The organism is Xenophilus azovorans DSM 13620, assembly GCF_000745855.1.
GTDB classification, from domain to species: domain Bacteria; phylum Pseudomonadota; class Gammaproteobacteria; order Burkholderiales; family Burkholderiaceae_C; genus Xenophilus; species Xenophilus azovorans.
Map to the genome: position 1 here is coordinate 1 of NZ_JQKD01000075.1, position 15,869 is coordinate 15,869.

Annotated in this window: 12 protein-coding genes; 8 read left to right on the plus strand and 4 right to left on the minus strand. The window is 62.4% G+C overall.

Going from position 1 to position 15,869, the window contains the following annotated elements:
• Positions 1–269: transposase (locus Q392_RS34240; protein WP_157008323.1), on the minus strand; the 269-nt coding region annotated here is incomplete at its 3' end.
• A gap of 18 nt (positions 270–287) precedes the next feature.
• Here Q392_RS34240 and Q392_RS24480 point away from each other — a divergent pair.
• Positions 288–2,189 (plus strand): DUF7024 domain-containing protein, encoded by a 1,902-nt coding sequence (locus Q392_RS24480; protein ID WP_169748341.1) that lies wholly within the window; start codon positions 288–290, stop codon positions 2,187–2,189.
• A gap of 9 nt (positions 2,190–2,198) precedes the next feature.
• Here the strand turns inward: Q392_RS24480 and Q392_RS24485 are convergent, their stop codons facing one another.
• Positions 2,199–3,035 carry a tetratricopeptide repeat protein gene (locus Q392_RS24485; RefSeq protein WP_211260293.1) on the minus strand — a complete coding sequence of 279 codons (837 nt, stop codon included), beginning with the start codon at positions 3,033–3,035 and terminating at the stop codon, positions 2,199–2,201.
• Positions 3,036–3,045: 10 nt separating this feature from the next.
• The gene (locus tag Q392_RS24490; RefSeq protein WP_038214072.1) at positions 3,046–3,723 is read right to left on the minus strand and encodes a TetR/AcrR family transcriptional regulator; all 678 of its coding nucleotides are present in this window, start codon (positions 3,721–3,723) and stop codon (positions 3,046–3,048) included.
• Between the two features lie 305 nt (positions 3,724–4,028).
• On the opposite strand from Q392_RS24490, the gene Q392_RS33020 reads away from it, so the two are divergent.
• Positions 4,029–5,705, plus strand: coding sequence for a hypothetical protein (locus Q392_RS33020; RefSeq protein WP_211260292.1), 1,677 nt, complete (start codon positions 4,029–4,031; stop codon positions 5,703–5,705).
• Here the strand turns inward: Q392_RS33020 and Q392_RS24500 are convergent.
• Positions 5,683–7,128, minus strand: coding sequence for a mannose-1-phosphate guanylyltransferase/mannose-6-phosphate isomerase (locus Q392_RS24500; protein WP_038214078.1), 1,446 nt, complete (start codon positions 7,126–7,128; stop codon positions 5,683–5,685). The genes Q392_RS33020 and Q392_RS24500 overlap by 23 nt on opposite strands.
• Positions 7,129–7,345: 217 nt before the next feature.
• Here Q392_RS24500 and rfbB point away from each other — a divergent pair, with 217 nt between their 5' ends.
• From rfbB to Q392_RS32290, 6 genes are all read left to right on the plus strand, one after another.
• A complete protein-coding gene (rfbB, locus tag Q392_RS24505) occupies positions 7,346–8,410 on the plus strand; it encodes a dTDP-glucose 4,6-dehydratase (protein ID WP_038214080.1) in 1,065 nt (354 codons plus the stop codon).
• Positions 8,407–9,300, plus strand: a complete 894-nt coding sequence (rfbD, locus tag Q392_RS24510; protein WP_038214081.1) for a dTDP-4-dehydrorhamnose reductase — start codon at positions 8,407–8,409, stop codon at positions 9,298–9,300. Before rfbB ends, rfbD begins: the two co-directional genes overlap by 4 nt.
• 85 nt (positions 9,301–9,385) lie before the next feature.
• Complete coding sequence (rfbA, locus tag Q392_RS24515; protein WP_038214084.1) at positions 9,386–10,276, plus strand: glucose-1-phosphate thymidylyltransferase RfbA; 891 nt, start codon at positions 9,386–9,388, stop codon at positions 10,274–10,276.
• Positions 10,273–10,821, plus strand: a complete 549-nt coding sequence (rfbC, locus tag Q392_RS24520) for a dTDP-4-dehydrorhamnose 3,5-epimerase (protein ID WP_038214087.1) — start codon at positions 10,273–10,275, stop codon at positions 10,819–10,821. Before rfbA ends, rfbC begins: the two co-directional genes overlap by 4 nt.
• Before the next feature lie 66 nt (positions 10,822–10,887).
• On the plus strand, positions 10,888–12,231 hold the full coding sequence (locus Q392_RS32285) for a class I SAM-dependent methyltransferase (RefSeq protein ID WP_084217379.1): 1,344 nt from the start codon (positions 10,888–10,890) through the stop codon (positions 12,229–12,231).
• Positions 12,228–15,323 (plus strand): glycosyltransferase, encoded by a 3,096-nt coding sequence (locus Q392_RS32290; protein ID WP_084217380.1) that lies wholly within the window; start codon positions 12,228–12,230, stop codon positions 15,321–15,323. Before Q392_RS32285 ends, Q392_RS32290 begins: the two co-directional genes overlap by 4 nt.
• Positions 15,324–15,869: the final 546 nt, after the last annotated feature.

Here is a 15,869-nt window from a genome sequence, read left to right on the forward strand (position 1 = left end):
TGCGCGGACATCGGCAACTGCATGAACGCCGGCGTGACCACATCACGCGGCTGCGCCACCTCGGTGGCGGCTTTGCCGGCAGCCTCGGACTCGCGCACCCAGCGGCGCAGCATGTTCGCATTCAGCCCGTTGGCCAGCGCCACCGCGGCCACCGACGTGTTCGGCTGGCGTGCCAACTCGATGATCCGTGCCCTGAACTCGTCAGAGTGCCGCCGCCAACTGCGCTTGGGCGGTGCCGCAACCGCTGTGTTCGTTTCCAAAGTGTCCATGTGTCCACGCAAAAGTCCGTGGACACAAGCATCCTTGGCCGGCTATCGAACTTCAATGTGGGTTGGCCGGACGCATACGGCGAAGCGGCACAGGTGCGCAACCTCGTCTACATCTATGCGGAAAGCCTGGAGCGTAACTATTTCGACGAGCGCCTGTTTCCGGGGCTGATGCCGAACCTGAAAGCACTGCGTGCTGAGGCCCTGGATTTTTCGGAGCTGGTTCAGGTGCCTGGCTCGGAGTTCACCATTGCCGGCATGGTGGCTTCGCAATGTGGCACGCCGCTCTTTGCCGTTCATCACGGCAATGCCTCGTCCGGGCTCGACACCTTCATGCCGGGAGCCACCTGCGCGGGCACCGTCCTCAGGGACAGCGGCTTCGACCTGACCTTCATGCAAGGCGCCTCCCTGACGTTCTCCGGCAAGGGCAACTTCTACAACACGCATGGGTTCCAGCACATCTATGGGCGCGAGAACCTGGCCACCCTTGGCGGAGATGCGGCGACGCCGCTCAATGCATGGGGCTACTACGACGACTTCCTGCTCGACCGCGCCTTCGAGCGGTACCAGGCGCTGTCGGCGGCGGGCCAGCGCTTCGGGCTGTTCCTGCTGACCCTGGACACGCACCACTACGACGGCTTCCTGTCGCCCCGCTGCCTGCGCGAGGGCGTGCGTTATGGCGATGGGCGCAACAGCATGCTCAATGCCGTGGCCTGCAGCGACCGGCTGCTCGGCGAATTCGTGCGGAAGATCCGTGCTGCGCCAGGCGGCCGTGACACCGTGATCGTCATTGCCTCCGATCACCTGGCGATGAACAACCCGGTCTACCAGCAACTCGAGACCTATCCCCGCAAGGAACTCTTCATGGTGCTGGACCCGAGCCAGCCGGAGGGCAGGCAGATCGACACACCTGGCACCGTGCTCGATGCTGGTGTGACGGTGATTAACCTGATAGGGCTGGATGTTTCCTATGGCCTTGGCCGGGACATTCTGCGAAAGCCTTCGCTGGCGGCGGGGCGCAACGACTTCGATGCCGATCTGGCAAGCTGGCGTGACAGCATCTTGGCGTTCTGGGGCCGTCGCTATCTGGGTCGCGAGATCATGGTCGATCTGAGCGAGCAGAAGATCGAGTTTGGCGGGCAGTGGGTGCGATTTCCTGTATTGCTTCAGGTGACTGACCGCGGCGAAGCGCTTCCGCGTTTCGACTTCGATGCGTTCGAGGAGTTCGATGCAGTAGACTTGTTTCAGGAGTTGTCGAATGACGACCGATTCGTGTGGATTGATCGTTGCGAACGAATTGCGGTGGCTTGGCACACGCCGCGCACCGATGGCTATTGTGCGGTGTGGGGCCGGTTGGATGACGCCGTCCATGTGCATGTCATCGACGCTTCTGGAAAGTTGTCGCTCAGCTGGCGTTCGAGCCGCTGGACGCAGCAGGACGAGGTAGCGCGCGTCAGGGCACGCTTGGCGGCTCGCCGCTATCCTGCGCAACTGAGCGATGGCTATGAGGTCCGCCGGTACGGCTTGCCGGATTTCCTCACAAAGGTGGATGGGCTATCGCATCATGAAGAAGGTGGCCGGTGGTCCGATGCTGACGTGGCCGCCACCGTGCGCCTGCATTTCAAGGAGCCCTTGCCGACTGCGTTCGACGTCGAAATCGATGCCGCCTCGTATCGCGGTAGCGTCGGTGCTCCCGTGCGCATCCGCGCTGGTAACGTTGAACGCCGCATGACTTTTTCCGAGCTTGGGTCGTTGAACACCGCGGCGTTTCGCCACGTGTCGTCCACCAACGTCTTGGAGATCATCCCAGCGCATCCGCAACGTCCGATCGATATTGGTGAGAGTGACGACGCACGGCGGCTGGGCCTCTTTTTGAGACTTGTGAGGATCAAGGAGGCGCCTCGGGGGCTGGCGACGGAGTAGCGCGTGGGATCACTCCTGCAGCCCTGCTCGAGCGAGTTCCACGTCCAGAAGTTCACGGGCGTCGAGTGGCTCGATTGCAGCGGCTTGCTCGAACAGGCGCGTGGCATGTGCCAGCTTCGCCTCATCTTCAAGCGCAAGCAGGGCGCGAGCGTATTCCATCAGGCCAGCGGCCGAATGCGGATTGACCTCCAGCCCGCGTTCGAACAAGGCGACAGCCGTATCGGCACGCACGCCATAGGTCATGCGGCCCACCAGCGGCCCCACCTTGTCGATCACTTCCGCATGAAAGGCACCCAGCGCGAAGTGCGCATCGGCATGGGTCGGCTGCAACTCGATGATGCGCTCCAGCGTCTGCTTGAGCTTGCCGCCCAGGCCCTGTGCCAACGCCCGGGCCACGCTCACGGCCTGGGCGTAACGGCCGAGCGCGTAGGCGTGCCAGTAGAGGGCCTGGCAGTCCTCGGGGTGGGCGATGGCACGGGCGTGTGCCCGGTCACCCACCTGGCGGAACAACGCCAGCCGCGTGGCCTCGCGCGGCTCGACGTAATTGGCGTAGATGGCGGTGGCCTGATCCGCCAGACTGGCGCCGTCGTCTCCCAGCGCCAGCCCGGCCGCAGCGGCGGCCGCAAAGTCGCCGCTGTGGTAAAGCGCCCAGGCATCTGCCAGGGCAGGGTCGGACGGCGGTGGCAGGGGCTGGCCGGCATGCAGGCGCGGCCACTGCGCCAGCACCATGGCGGCGTCGAAGCGGGGCACGCCGGCCATGGGCAGCGGCGCCCAGGCAGGCGGCGCCGGGGCGCGGATGTCGGCGCCGCCGAACAGGGGAAGGGGAGTGAACTGTGGCGCGGACATGCGGTGGGTTTCAGGCGGGTTCGGCTGCATCATCCTCGGTCGCGGGCACGGCGTCCAACGCAGGCAACTGCACGCGGCTGGCCGGCGGCATGTAGGGTGTGACCAGCTGCAGCACGTGGCGGCAGCCGCGTGCGAGTGCCTGGTCGGCGTGCGCCGGTTCCAGTGCCTCGCGCGGATTGGTCGCGTACTCGAAGTTGAACCAGTAGGTCAGCACCACCACCATGCTGCGTGCCAGCGTGTCGGCCTCGTCGGCGGTGATGGCCAGGTGGCCGGCACCGGCCAGGCCGGCGATGGCGCCGCGCAGCGAAGCCTCCTTGTCGAGCAGCAGCTTCTGCAGCCGCGCCTCCAGGTGCCGGTTGCGGCTGAGCAGATCGCTCTGGTCGCGGTAGAGGAAGCGGTAGCGCCAGATCAGGTGGAACAGAGCCGCCACGAAGCGGTGCGCCGCAGAGACCTCACGCACGCGTGGACCATCGGCCAGCAGTTCGGCCAGCGCCGCCTCGAACTCCTCATGCAGCCGGTTGACCAGCGTGTCCTTGGCGGGGTAGTGGTAGTAGAGGTTGCCGGGGCTGATGCCCAGCTCGGCCGCGATCAGCGTCGTCGACACGTTCGGCTCGCCGAAGCGGTTGAACAGGTCGAGCGCAGCTTCGAGGATGCGTTGCGCGGTGCGTCGTGGCGCTTTCCTGGTCATGAGGACCCCAGGGGTTGTCTCCTGCGGGCCACTCTAACCCAATCTGTGGTGCTTTTATGCTGCGCTGCGATATGTGACTGTTCACTATCTCGCGCGTCTCGACGCGCACATGGTGCGGCTGCGTGGAGACGCCCAAACTGCAGAAGTGGAGGCTGACTTGGGAGGGAGCGGGCTCAGCGAGGAGCCCTTCCTATTTGAGATTCTTCCCGGAGCCTGGTAGGGGGCTGTCAAGCGCCAACTGCGGCCGCGTCGCATCGCTTGAACGACGTATTGAATCTCATGGATCGTACTCTCTGCATACATTGATGTTTTCGCGTATCGTTCGGCGCGGGCCAGTGCGGCGGTTGTGTGCCTTGATTCGATCTTCAAAAGAGCTTTGTGTGACTAGATTCCGCGAACTGATCTTTATAGATGACATCTTTCGTGGAGAAGAGAGCGGTCTCCAGCCCCACCCAACCAACAGACGTTTCCTTCGCGCCTTCTTCGAAGTGGCTGCCCGGCGATTGGGTTGGGATGTGCGAGAGGTCTGTGCGGAGTCGCAGAAAGGTGCGCTTCCCGTTGCCAATCTCCTGAGCGATCTTGGATTACCTTCCTCGCCGGAAGGATGGGCTGCTGCATGTGTGGCCGACCTCACGCCTGGCGCTTCTGCCTTGGCCTCGCTTGCCTTGAGTTGCGAGAGCTTGGTTATCGGCTGGGGCATGCCTCCATCGCTCATGCGATTCATTCATGCGCAAGGGGTCGCGTTCATCGATGTGGAGGTGTATTCCCTGCGCTTCGCGCGTCACCTCTTTCTATCCGCGAGGACCAACGACGTAGTGATTCGTCGTCAGTTGGAACTGTTGCGCCCGAATGATGAAGTCTTCTGGGCGGCGGCAGCCGGACTGAAGGGTTTTTTTGCACGCCGAGGCCAAGGATTTATTTTGGGGCGTGATGTACGCGTGGGCTTGTTTCTAGGTCAAACGGAAGTGGACTTGGCGCTCGTCAGTGGAGCTCGCTTGGCCCGCCCTTCGGACTTTGTCGATCAGATCGCGCAGTGGGCCAGGGAGGTCGACCTGTTGGCTGTGAAGGCGCATCCATATCAGCCGGATCTAGGCCAGCTCAGGCAACTGCTGCAGGTTGTGCCCAATGCCGCGTTGATCAACGTCAATGCATACGAACTGATGTGTGCCGAGAACCTGCAATTCGTCGGCGCACTGTCCTCCGGGGCGCTCAAGGAGGCGCCGTATTTTGGCTGTCGGGATGTCCGGCAACTGCTGCAAGACGATCGCAACAACGCGGCACAGTTGCCCCCGTCATGTTCGCCATGGCTTCCTGTCGGACCCGCGATTGCGTCGATCGATGCGCTGCGCGCTTTCGCGGGCGTTTCTGCGGTCGGGCGCAACTGGCCCTCGTGGCTGCCAACTCGACGCAATGCCTGTGTCTTGGAGAACGGTGGCTTTGCCGATGATGTGCTGGACCAGATATTCGGGGGGCGTTGGGGCTTATCTGAGTTCACCGAAGGACTGCCGGAGGTTCCGACGCTGAGGTGCGAACAGGAATACCGTCTGTCGGCAGGGCGGGCCGAGCGTTCTTGGCTTGGAGCTGGGTGGCACCAGCCAGAGCACTGGGGCGTCTGGAGTGAAGACCACCAGGCGATTCTTCTGATTCCACTCGCTGTAGAGGCCGTCGATGCCACTGCATCAGGGCTTGAGTTTCGATTGCGTGGACGCCTGTATCGACCGCCAGGCGGATCTACGGCACCGAAAGCACAGGTGTTCGTCAACGATCGTTCGTGCCGGGAGCGAGTTCACGATGAGGCCACTGGCCTGCTCGAATGGTCGGTCGACTGGGATGCCGATTTGATCCGAGGACCCCTCCTCTTCGTGCGCGTGGAGGTATCCGGCGCCACGTCTCCCGCCGCAGCCGGCGAAAGCCAGGACGAGCGGAGGCTCGGCCTGGGCCTGGAGACCGTTGATTTGGTTAGCCCTGCTGCGGCCGATTGACCGGCACGACCCGGCCATAGGTGTCTTCATAGCGCACGATGTCGTCTTCGCCCAGGTAGCCGCCAGACTGCACTTCGATCACCTCCAGCATCACCTTGCCCGGATTCTCGAGCCGGTGCACGGTGCCCAGCGGGATGTAGACGGACTCGTTCTCCTGCACCAGCAGCGTCTCGTCGCCGCGCGTGACCTTGGCCGTGCCCTTGACCACGACCCAGTGCTCGGCGCGGTGATGGTGCATCTGCAGCGACAGCTTGGCGCCGGGCTTGACCGTCAGCCGCTTGACCTGGAAGCGTTCGCCGTGGTCGATGCTGTCGTAGGCGCCCCAGGGGCGTGCCACGCGGCGGTGCTCGGTGGCCTCGTTGTGGCCATCCCTGGTCATGAGGGCCACCACGTCCTTGACCTGCTCCACACAGTCGGCCCGGGCCACCAGCACAGCGTCCTGCGTGTCGACGACGACGAGATCCTCCGTGCCCAGCGCGACCACGGGGCGCAGCGGCGCATGGACGAAGGTGTTCTTCGCGTGCAGCATCACCGCGCGGCCGGAGGCGCGATTGCCCGCCTCGTCGGCAGGCTGCAGGCTGGCCACCGCGTTCCAGCTGCCGACGTCGCTCCACGCGCCGGCAAAGGGGATCACCGCCACTTTGTCGTGCTTTTCCAGCACGGCGTAGTCGATGCTCTCGCTGCGGCAGGCCTCGAAGGCGATGCGGTCGAGACGGATGAACGAGCCGTCGGTGCTGCTGGCGGTCACGGCCTTCTGGCTGGCCGCCAGGATGTCCGGCGTGTGCTTGCGCAATGCCTCGATTAGCGTGCCGGCGCGCACCAGGAAGATACCGGCGTTCCAGAGATAGCCGCCTTCCAGCAGCATCGCCTGGGCGCGGTCGGCGGCGGGTTTCTCGACGAAGCGCGCCACCTGACGGCTCTCGGTGCCCGGCAGTTCCGCTCCTGGCTGGATGTAGCCGTAGGCAGTGCTCGGGAAGGTAGGCACGACGCCGAAGGTGACGATGTGGCCGGCTCGCGCAGCATCGGCCCCCTGCTGGATGGTGGCGGCGAACGCCTGTGCATCGGGCACATGGTGGTCAGCAGGAGCGAAGAGCAGCAGCTCGTCGGCATCGGCCAGCAGCGCGGCCGCTGCCATAGCCGCCGCCGTGTTGCGCGCTACCGGTTCCAGCACCTCGTGCCCCTCGATGCCGGCAGCTTCCATCGACTCCTGGACCAGGAAGCGATGCTCTTCTGCCGTGACGCAGATGACCTGCTTCGACAGTGCGCTCAGCCGTTCCAGTGTGAGTTGCAACAGGCTCTTGCTGCCCACAAGGGGGACGAACTGCTTGGGCAGGGCCTTGCGGGACAGCGGCCAAAGGCGGGTGCCACTGCCGCCGCACAGGACGACAGGGCGAATGGAACTGACTGCAACAAGTGTGTCCATGGTCGACTCGATCTCAAAAGAGGATGGAAATTTAATACAAAAGAATTCGTGAAAATGCGAAAGTCAGAACTCGAACCAACGATTCCTCCACACCCGGTTGCAGCTTCGTGGCCAGGGGCAGGCCGGATGGCCGATAGGCACGGGTGAGCCATAGATAATTCGCCCGGGTCGCCCTGGCGGCCCATTGTTCTTCAAATCAACGGAAACAGGCCATCCCATGATCCTGGTCACCGGTGGCGCCGGCTTCATCGGCGCCAACTTCGTCCTCGACTGGCTCGCGAGACAAGACGAACCCGTCGTCAACCTCGACAAACTCACCTACGCAGGCAACCTGGAGACGCTGGCCTCCGTCAAGGACGATCCGCGGCACATCTTCGTGCATGGGGACATCGGCGATGGTGCGCTGGTCGATCGACTGCTGGCCGAGCACCGGCCGCGCGCGGTCGTCAACTTCGCGGCCGAGTCGCACGTCGACCGTTCCATCCACGGCCCGGGCGACTTCATCCAGACCAACGTGCTGGGCACCTTCCACTTGCTGGAGTCGGTGCGAGGCTACTGGGCCGGCCTGGAAGGCGACGCCAAATCCGCGTTCCGCTTCCTGCACGTCTCCACCGACGAGGTGTACGGCACCCTCAAGCCCACGGACCCGGCCTTCACCGAAGAGAACAGGTACGAGCCCAACAGCCCCTACTCGGCCAGCAAGGCCGCCAGCGACCATCTGGTGCGCGCCTGGCACCACACCTACGGGCTGCCGGTGCTGACCACCAACTGCTCCAACAACTACGGGCCCTTCCATTTCCCCGAGAAGCTGATCCCGCTGATGATCGTCAACGCGCTGGCCGGCAAGCCGCTGCCCGTGTACGGCGACGGCATGCAGGTACGCGACTGGCTCTACGTGAAGGACCACTGCAGCGCCATCCGCCGCGTGCTGGAGGCCGGCCACCTGGGCGAGACCTACAACGTCGGCGGCTGGAACGAGAAGCCCAACATCGAGATCGTGCGCACCATCTGCGCGCTGCTCGATGAACTGCGCCCCCGTGACGACGGCAGGCCCTATGCCGATCAGATCACCTACGTGACCGATCGCCCCGGCCACGACCGGCGCTACGCCATCGACGCGCGCAAGCTGGAGCGCGAACTTGGCTGGACGCCCGCCGAGACCTTCGACAGCGGCATCCGCAAGACGGTGGAGTGGTACCTGGCGAACGGGGAATGGGTGCGCAACGTGCAAAGCGGCGCGTACCGCGAGTGGGTGAGCAAGCAATACGAAGGCAAGGCATGAAGATCCTGCTCTTCGGCAAGGGCGGCCAGGTCGGCTGGGAACTGCAGCGCAGCCTGGCGCCGCTGGGCGAACTGGTGGCGCTGGACTTCGACAGCACCGATCTGCATGCCGATTTCAGCCAGCCCGATGCGCTGGCCTCCACCGTGGAGAAGGTGCGACCCGACGTCATCGTCAACGCTGCCGCCCACACCGCTGTGGACAAGGCCGAGAGCGAACCGGAGCTGGCGCGGACCCTCAATACCACCAGCCCCGGCGTGATCGCTACAGCAGCGCAGCGCATCGGCGCGCTGATGGTCCACTACTCCACCGACTATGTCTTCGACGGCAGCGGCGACCAGCCCTGGAAGGAAGACGACGCGACTGGCCCTCTGAGCGTCTACGGCCGCACCAAGCTCGAAGGCGAGCAGCTTGTGGCTGCCCACTGCCCGCGGCACCTCATCTTCCGTACGAGCTGGGTGTACGCCGCGCGCGGCGGCAACTTCGCCAAGACCATGCTGCGGCTGGCGAAGGAACGCGAGCGCCTCACCGTCATCGACGACCAATTCGGTGCGCCCACCGGCGCGGAGCTGCTGGCCGACGTGACGGCGCACGCCATCCGCGACACGCTTCGGGAGCCGGACAAGAAGGCCGGCCTGTACCACCTGGTGGCCGACGGCGTGACCACATGGCACGGCTATGCCCGCTTCGTGCTGGCCCAGGCGCAGGCGGCCGGCGTCGAGCTGAAGGCCGGCCCCGACGCCGTGGCGCCGGTGCCGACCAGCGCCTTCCCCACGCCGGCCAGGCGTCCGGGCAATTCGCGCCTCGATACATCGAAGCTGCGTCAAACTTTCGGCCTGCAACTGCCGTCGTGGCAGGATGGCGTGACGCGCATGCTGCGCGAAACGCTCTAGGTACACGGCCCTGGGCCCTGCCGATGGGCGGCCGAAGCGCTCCGGAGCTTGAGACATCTCCAGCACAACAAACAGAGAGGACCCGATGACACAGCAACGCAAGGGCATCATCCTGGCCGGCGGCTCCGGCACCCGGCTGCACCCGGCCACCCTGGCCATCAGCAAGCAACTGTTGCCGGTGTATGACAAGCCGATGATCTACTACCCCCTCAGCACGCTGATGCTGGGCGGCATGAGGGACATCCTGATCATCAGCACGCCGCAGGACACGCCGCGCTTCCAGCAGCTGCTGGGCGATGGCAGCCAGTGGGGCATCAACCTGCAATACGCCGTCCAGCCCAGCCCCGACGGTCTGGCGCAGGCGTTCATCATCGGCGACAAGTTCATCGGCGACGCGCCCAGCGCGCTGGTGCTGGGCGACAACATCTTCTATGGCCACGACCTGGCGGTGCTGCTGAAGAATGCCGATGCGCAGCGGGCCGGCGCCACCGTGTTCGCCTACCACGTCCACGATCCCGAGCGCTACGGTGTCGTCGCCTTCGACGCCCGGGGCAAGGCCAGCAGCATCGAGGAAAAGCCGGCCCAGCCCAAGAGCAGCTACGCCGTGACGGGCCTGTATTTCTACGACGAGCAGGTCGTGGACATCGCCAAGGCGGTCAAGCCCAGCGCGCGCGGCGAACTGGAGATCACGGCTGTCAACGAGGCCTACCTGAACAAGGGCCGGTTGAACGTGCAGATCATGCAGCGCGGCTATGCATGGCTGGACACGGGCACGCATGAAAGCCTGCTGGAAGCGGGGCAGTTCATTGCCACGCTGGAGCACCGGCAGGGACTGAAGATCGCCTGTCCGGAAGAAATTGCTTGGCGCGCAGGCTGGATCCATGCGGAGCAGATATTGAAGCTTGCTGATTCTTTGAAGAAGAGCGGCTATGGCCAATACCTCATGCGGATCTTGAAGGAAGGAGCGCCGCGATGAGAGTTACATCAACTGTCATTCCTGAAGTCCTGATCCTAGAGCCCAAGGTCTTTGGGGATGACCGCGGATTCTTTATGGAGAGCTTCAATCAGAAGGCTTTCGACGAGATCGTCGGTCGGCATGTGGGCTTCCTACAGGACAACCATTCGCGTTCGCGCAGAGGTGTGCTTCGTGGACTTCATTACCAGATCCAACAGCCGCAAGGCAAGTTGGTGCGGTGCGTGCGCGGCGCGGTATTCGACGTTGCCGTCGATATCCGTAAGTCGTCCCTCACCTTCGGCCAATGGGTTGGAGTCGAATTGTCGGAAGACAATCATCGCCAGCTCTGGGTGCCCGAAGGCTTCGCGCATGGTTTCTTGGTGTTGAGCGAGTACGCGGAGTTTCTGTACAAGACGACCGATTTTTATGCACCTGTCCATGAGCGCTGCATTTTATGGAGCGATTCGGACTTGGCGATAGCGTGGCCAAGTGTGGGCATTGAATACACATTGTCCGACAAGGACGCGTGCGCCAATCGCTTAGCCGACGCACAACTATTCGAATGATGCGCAGAATCTTGGGAAGGGGTAAAGCGCGTTGTCGAGTTTGGTAATGCGTCTCTACGAGGCTTAATGATGGATACAGGGTTCTACCGAGCTTTTGAAAATAGATTCCGCGGGTCGCGAGAATTGATTGCGTCGCGCCTGCGCGCGTACCTGCCCTTTCTGCATCCGTTGAAGAGTACGACCAACACGCTCAGGGCAGTTGATCTGGGGTGTGGTCGCGGCGAGTGGCTAGAACTGCTGCGAGACGAAGGTTTTACTGCTGAGGGCGTTGACTCCGACGAAGGCATGTTGGCTGCATGCGTGCAGCGGCAGTTGAATGTTCATCTGGGCGACGCCATCGCGTTCCTGAACGAGTTGCACGACGACAGCGTTCATGTAGTGTCCGCATTCCACGTGGTGGAGCACATCCCTTTCGAGGCACTGCAGCAATTGGTCAAGCAGGCGATGCGTGTCCTGGCGCCTGGTGGCCTTTTGATCATGGAAACGCCAAATCCAGAAAATCTGCAGGTCGGCGCTCACACCTTCTATATGGATCCGACGCACCGCCGTCCCATTCCCCCCGCTTTGTTGGCGTTCTTGTCAGAATATTGCGGTTTTGAGCGCATCAAGATCCTCCGCCTACAGGAGCCATCGAGGCTTCACGACCCGGGCGCCGTGGGATTGGTAGATGTCCTTTGCAATGTCAGCCCGGACTACGCCGTGATCGCACAAAAAAAGGGAGGACACGCCTTGCTCGCGCGTTTTGACGATGCTTTCAACCGGAGCTTTGGATTGACGCTTGAACGGTTGGCCGGACAGCACGATGCGCAGGGCGATGAGGCGCGCGCGGCCATTGGAGACTCCGCCAAGGCGGCCGCCGAACGCGCAGAAGCGGCACGGCAGTTAGCGGAAGATGCTTTCAAGTCAGCCACCGACGCTCGGCAGTTTGCGGATGACACAATGCAGGTTGTGCATCAGATGAACTCCGTCCTTCAAGACCTGCGCGCGAACGTTGTGGAACAAGCGCAAAAGTCTGCACAGGATGCGCAGTCGGCCATCCAACAGGCGCGCGCAGAAGCGGCCGAACTGCGTGCCGCCAACGCGGAGCTTCAACTACAGGTGCGGCATTACCAGCGCCTGACCCAGGCCTATGAGCAGCAGATTTCCGAGTTGCTGCACAGCACCTCGTGGCGGGCAACTGCGCCCCTGCGGGCTGTAAAGGACAAGGCGGCGTCTTTGGCGTCCGCGATCAAGAGGTTGACAAAAGCATCCAAAGACACGGCGGCGCGCTCGACGGGAGCGCTTCGAGCAACTGCGCCGATCGGTGCACCACGGTTCAGCGAAGCGCCCACCAAGCGTAGCGTCGATCAAATCATTACGCGGATAGATGATGAAATCCGCGCGAGCAATTCCGATCAGGCGAGAAAATGAATCTACCAAAGCGTTACACGGGCGTGCGGGTTGCTCTCTTAGTTTCGAAGGCATCAGGCAGTGCCCCCGGGGGGGCAGAGAGACATTTTCAAGGTTTGTACGACGGGTTGACCGCGATCGGTTGTGATGTCAAGACTTTGTTCATTGATGCGAGCGAACCCGACTTCCAGACGATTCTGGAAAACCACTTGCGATGCGCAGCTTTGGATGTGTCGGCCTTTGACGTCGTGATATCGACCAAGGCGCCCACCTATGCGATAAAGCATCCGGCGCACGTGATGAATTTAATCCACACGGTGCGGGTATTCGACGACATGTTCGACGAACAATGGCCGACGCCTTCGCCCACGGATCTCAATCATCGTGCACGGCTGCATGCGATTGAATTCGACGCAATCCAATCGGCCAAGGCGCGGTTTGCCAATGGTGCGGAGACGGCCAGGCGCCTCTACCGGTGGCGTGGTCTGGAGGCCGATGTGCTTCACCCGCCGCTGGTGGTCAATCGTTTCAGGACAGGGCCGTACGGCGACTACTTCTTCTTGCCCGGTCGCTTGCACCGCTGGAAACGCGTGGATCTAGCGATCAAGGCGGTGCTGGCCTCCACGATGCCACTCAAGCTCAAGATTGCCGGCGAGGGTGAAGCCGAGCAGGCGCTGATGGCGCTGGCGGGTGGGGATGAGCGCATTGAGTTTCTCGGCCGGATCGACGATGAAGAATTGATTGAGCTTTACGCGGGTGCACTGGCCGTGCCCTTCACGCCGCTGCGCGAAGACTTTGGCTATATCACGATCGAAGCCTTCGCGAGCGGGAAGCCCGTCATCACCTGTACCGACTCTGGCGAGCCCGCGCGGATCGTTCGCAACCGGGAGAACGGCTTCCTCTGTCTGCCCAATCCGCAGGCCATCAAGGAGGCCATGGAGAGCCTGTATGTGGATCGCGATCTGGCACGGCTACTGGGTGAAAACGGTATGCGCCTGCCGAAGTCGATGTCGTCGTGGGAGGCTGTTGCACGTCAACTGATCGAGGCAGCGTTGGCGCCAAGTCCGCGAACCTATGATCGACGTACGAATGTTTGTGTTCTGGACATGCAGCCCATTGATCCGCCTGTAGGGGGAGGGCGCCTTCGCTTACTGGGGCTGTACCACGACCTTGGCTCGGAGATTGATTGCACGTACGTTGGCACTTATGACTGGCCAGGCGAGCCCTATCGATCCCATCAGCTCAGTCCCACGCTGCGAGAAGTTGATATTCCGCTGACCGCAGCGCATCATGCGGCCGCAGACGACATGAAGTCGAAGTCGGGCGACAAGGTCGTGATTGATCTGGCGTTCAGTCAGCAAGCGCACTTGTCGCCTGACTATGTGAATACCGCAAGGCAGGCGGCCGTCAATGCGGACGTGGTGTTCTTCTCACACCCGTGGATTTATCCCTTGGTGAAGGACGTTTTGCGTCCCGACCAAGTGCTGATCTATGACTCACATAATGTTGAAGGCTACCTGCGCGCACAGCTCCTCAATTGTGGCAACGCCGTCGAGCGCAATTTGCTCCGAGGTGTGATTGAAGATGAGAACGAATGCGGTTGGGGGGCGCAGTGGATCTTGGCCTGCTCCCACGAGGATCTGCTTCGATTCAATAGGCTTTACGGCTTTCCTCTGGAGAATATGCGCGTCGTGCCGAATGGCGTGATGGCGTTTCGTGACCTCCCGGCAACGCCGGAGGAAAAATTGCGCGCACGCGCTGACCTTGGCGTGGCTGAAAACGCCAAGGTCACCATCTTCATTGGCAGTGCGTATGGGCCGAACGTCGAGGCCGCAGAGTTCATTGCCGATGTCTTGGCGCCCGCTATGCCGCATGTCGTTTTCGTCATCGCCGGCGGTGTAGGCACGGCGATCCAGCGCAGCAACACACCGAATCTGCGGGTGACCGGTCAGCTCAGCGAGGCGGAGAAGATCACTTGGCTAAAGGCCGCGGATCTTGGGATCAATCCCATGCTGTCTGGGTCGGGCACGAACATCAAGATGTTCGACTTCATGGCGTTGGGACTGCCTGTCGTGTCAACGCCGATTGGCGCGCGCGGCATTGAAACTGCCGGCCGTGCCGCCATGGTCCAAGTGCCCGCGGTGCTCAAAACATTTTCGCGCGCCATCGCCAATCTCGTGAACGACAAAGCCTTGTACGAGCAGATGTCGAAGAACGCGCGAGCGTGTGTCGAAGAAGGGTACTCTTGGGAACGAATTTCCTCGCAGTTGGGGTGCTTTGTCGAATCGCGGCGAAAAATCGCCGGGCAGGCGCGCCCGTTATATTCGGTCGTCATTCCGTCGTACGAGCGGCATTCGCAGCTTGACGCTTTGATGCATTGCCTGAGCCGGCAAATAGAACGCGATTTCGAGGTTGTCATCGTCGACCAGAGCGCGCAGCGCTGGTCGGGTGCGTCGGGCACGCATGGGTTCCCGCTCACGTACTTTCACACGCCCGTTAAGGGTGCTGTGCGTGCGCGTAATACTGGGGCCATGTTGGCGCAGGGGAGGATCCTTGCGTTCGTTGACGATGATTGTCAGCCGGTGCCGGAATGGCTCGTGGAGTCACGCAAGTACTTTGTTGATTCCGAGGTGGTCGGAGTCGAAGGAATGGTCTACTCTGATCATCTGGACGATCAGGACTGGCGCCCTGTGTCGAATGTGAACTGCGAAGGTATCGGGTTCTTGACGGCCAATCTGATGGTGCGGTCGGCTGCTTTCCAATACCTTGGCGGTTTCGACCTGCAATTTGATCGCCCCCATTTCAGAGAAGACACGGACTTCGGTTGGCGATTGACTGAGGTGGGCAAGGTGCCCTATGCGCATGACGTGCGCGTGTTCCATCCTGCGCAACCGCGCGCATTAGAGCGAGAGTCTGCAGTTGAGAGGGCGAAGTTCTTTCAGAAGGATGCGCTACTTTACAAGAAGCATCCGGACAACTACGAAAAGCTGTTCTACATTGAGCAGCACTTCAGGGGTACCCCAGGGTTCAAGGAGCATCTGATTGAGGGCTTCAAGGTCAACGACATCGAGGTCCCGAAGTTCATCGTGGATGCGTTGGGCGCGCGAGCATAGCCGGTAGCGCTGGCTCGCCACATCGAAGAGAAATTATCGAGCTGGCGCGCCTGAAGCGCTGGAAGTTCGGCGCCAAGACCGAGGCGATGAGTGCCGAGCAGCGCCGGCTGTTCGAGGAGACATGCGCCGAGGACGAGGGGGCCCGAGGACGAGGCGGCCCTGCAGGCACAGATCGATCAGTTGCGCGGCGAGGAGGCACCCGAGGGAGCCGGCGACAAACCCAAGCGCAAGCCCCGGCGCGAGCCGCTGCCCGATCACTTGCGGCGCGTCGAGCACCACCACAAGCCCGAGGCGCCACCTGCCCGAGCCCGGGTTGCACAGCGCCGATGACACGCGTCGGCGAGGACGTCAGCGAGAAGCTGGAAGGATGTGACGCTTCGAGCGTGAGCGTCCAGTCATCCCATCTTGACCGGCCGCACGCGGTTCATCAGGGCTGCAGTTGCGCTCCGACGTAGGCAACGCACTCCACGAGGTTGAGCGCGGCCAGCAGCAAGAACTTCTCGGCGTCAGTTCGCACCCGTAGCAGGTCGTGTTCGCCGAGGTAGC